Below are 2,740 nucleotides of genomic sequence, written 5' to 3' on the forward strand. Positions count from 1 at the left end.
GCATCAAAGGATTTCAGCTTCTGGAACTGGTCGTTAACAACGTCGAGTTCCGGGACGGAGAAGCGGTTGAGCAACAATCAGACAGGAACGCTGCCTGATGTTCATACACCAGATTTGACGATAACTCTGTGCCGGAAGCTGCATGCTTCAGCGTTCAGAACCCGCGCAAAGGTGCAGTCCTCTGACTGGCATACCATCAAAGGTCAGGAGTTGATGAAGTTCTACGAATCCTCTCCGGGTGAACACAAGGGCTTTTGCTCAAACTGTGGTTCTAGTCTCTACACAAAATTCGATGCAAATCCCGAGACCTTTGGCTTTCCACTCGGAACACTCGATACCGATCCGGGAGTAAAAGCAGGGCGCCACGTATTCGTGGGCAGCAAGGCTCCCTGGTTCGAGATTACGGACGATCTGCCTCAGAATGCAGAGTATGACTGAGACAGTGATAACAAGCCGCGTCACTCGGACGGCCTTGTCAGGCCGCCGGTGCGCTCAGCGTCATATGAATTAACGAAGGCTATTATTGAAATGCTATGACTACCTAAGCTGTTTCGGCGGCGGAGTTATTAGACATGTACTACCTTGCAAACAACCCTTTGTTCCGGATCATTTGCTCAGCGTTGCTCGTATTCACCGCTATGGCCGCGCACGGCGGTGAACTCGTCAAACCCAATCCGGAGAAGTGGCTCGTGGAGGCCGAGGCCGCCTACGACAGGGTCGAAGGCTACACCGCCATTTTTCATAAGCAGCAACGGATTGCGGGCACTCTCCTTGCCGAAGAGAACATATTCCTCAAGTTCAGAAAAAAACCATATTCCCTGTACATGAAATGGGTGACAGAACCCTACAAGGGGAGCGAGTTACTGTACGTAGTGGGCTGGAATAAAGGCCGCATCAGGGCACACAGGGGCGGTTTTTTCAGATGGATCGTTCGCAATCTTGATCCAAATGACCCAAAACTCATGGAAAATGAACTTCGCCCGGTCACCAGCACAGGGGTTGGTTTCCTCCTGAAGACTGTTGCAATAAACATGCGCAAGGCGATCAAGGCTGGTGTACTCACGTTCACTGATCGCGGAAAAGAAAAGGTCTACGGCAGGGACACGCAGGTTATGGAAATGGACATACCTTACGAGAATGCGAAGGACTACGATGGTGCGCACTTTGTTATCAACCAGGATGTCGCGACCAAGATCCTGTTAAGGATCAGAGTCTATGACCTGGGCGGCCGTCTCATCGAGAACTACGGGTACGAGAACCTGAACCTTGATGCGCATCTGTCTGACGCCGACTTCGACCCAAAGAATCTTGACTATGACTTCTGAGTTTTACCCATTAAGGTCAGAATGGGGGCCTCTGTCGGCGTAGCGTCTCTATGGGGAGGTTGCACATAACAATCGCTTTCAGCCGAGGTGTTTGCCGTCGCTCCGCTCTGGCAAACCCACAGCTGAAGCGGATCGTTATGTGTAGATGAAGTCATGAGGCAAATTAAGATCAAGATTTTACCCGCTATGGGTAGCGTCGACGGGAGCTGGGAAATCGTTAATTTTGATGATTTTCTTCTACGTTATTCGCCCCGTCTGGCAATGTATGTCTCATGCACAAAGCAGTTTCCTCCTTTCCATATTTTGAATGAGGAGCTGCTCTCTGGTGGTGCTGACCAAGGAATGAGTGGCGGATGTCACTGGAAGCCTCTCGAAATTACTGAACAAGAGTACGAAGATATTCGGGAAGAGATGCTCACATCATCATTACACGAGCTTGAGTACGATCCTGCTCTTGAGGATCGCAAAACCATCAATAAATGGTGTGGTGCTGTGCTATCTCATCACAACCCGAAGAACCGGAGTGCCACATAACCAATCGGTCAACCGGACGCCAAAAGCGTGGCGCTTTTGGTTCCCTCCGCTTCGCTCCGGCGCCGGTTACCGCAGGCGTTAGAGATGAAGGGTCGAGGATGAATTATGTTGGAATGTGATAAATGCGGCGCCGGAATTAATGAAGGATCAAAATTCTGCCCTCAGTGCGGCGATCCGGTCACTGAGGCGGACCGTGTAAGCACTCCAGCCGCAGAGTCACAAGTTGCAAATGTAGAACTGTCATTTGGGCACAGTTCGTCCTCCAATTACGGAAAAGCAGTAGAAATTTGCAAAAATATTCCAACTTATTCAGTCGAAGGTGAAGGTAAGCAGATAAAACATAAAATTACATTGCCAATTACTGAAGTCGATTTAATTGCAAACTTATTTGACTTGGTTGGTAGTTGGAAGTCCTCCCAAATGCTCATTAATGGCCATGTCGCAACCAAGAAAGATTTAACCTATTACGGCGTTGGCTGCTATCGCAATCGGCAAAAAGCATATAATCCAGAGCAGTATTGCTTTGGTGAAAGAGAGTTCGAGGCCAATATTTGGGGCTGTAAGCGGCTGAATATGCCTGTAAATGAGTGGGGTGGCGGCTTGAACTAATAGGACACCCACCTCTAACTAATAGGACACCCACCTCAAACCACCTTTGCAACTAATATAACTAATAGGACACCCACCTCAAACCACCTACCCACCTCAAACCACCTCAAATCCCGGCACTATTACTCCAATCGAATATAACTAAGAGCTATGGTGATTTCTGGTGTATGGAGGCAAGTTGAAGAGGTGGCGTATCCTGTTGGTTGATCTCGCCAGATCACAACCAACAGAGGAATGATACGCCATGTCAAAGTCTACCCTGCACGCTCTTT

4 protein-coding genes are annotated in these 2,740 nt (G+C 49.1%); all 4 read left to right on the forward strand.

What is annotated here, in order from left to right; translation table 11 throughout:
• Nucleotides 1-66: 66 nt before the first annotated feature.
• The 4 genes from EZI54_RS23445 to EZI54_RS23460 all read left to right on the forward strand — a co-directional run bounded on the left by EZI54_RS23445 (nt 67) and on the right by EZI54_RS23460 (nt 2,468).
• Nucleotides 67-438 (forward strand): GFA family protein, encoded by a 372-nt coding sequence (locus EZI54_RS23445; protein WP_131484275.1) that lies wholly within the window; start codon nt 67-69, stop codon nt 436-438.
• A 134-nt stretch (nt 439-572) separates the two neighbouring features.
• Complete coding sequence (locus tag EZI54_RS23450) at nt 573-1,325, forward strand: DUF1571 domain-containing protein (RefSeq protein ID WP_131484276.1); 753 nt, start codon at nt 573-575, stop codon at nt 1,323-1,325.
• A gap of 186 nt (nt 1,326-1,511) precedes the next feature.
• Nucleotides 1,512-1,859 (forward strand): hypothetical protein, encoded by a 348-nt coding sequence (locus EZI54_RS23455; protein WP_131484277.1) that lies wholly within the window; start codon nt 1,512-1,514, stop codon nt 1,857-1,859.
• A gap of 105 nt (nt 1,860-1,964) precedes the next feature.
• Entirely contained in the window at nt 1,965-2,468 is a 504-nt protein-coding gene (locus tag EZI54_RS23460) for a zinc-ribbon domain-containing protein (RefSeq protein WP_207389331.1), read from the forward strand.
• Nucleotides 2,469-2,740: the final 272 nt, after the last annotated feature.

The sequence above is a fragment of the Marinobacter halodurans genome, assembly GCF_004327985.1.
Classification (GTDB): Bacteria; Pseudomonadota; Gammaproteobacteria; order Pseudomonadales; family Oleiphilaceae; genus Marinobacter_A; species Marinobacter_A halodurans.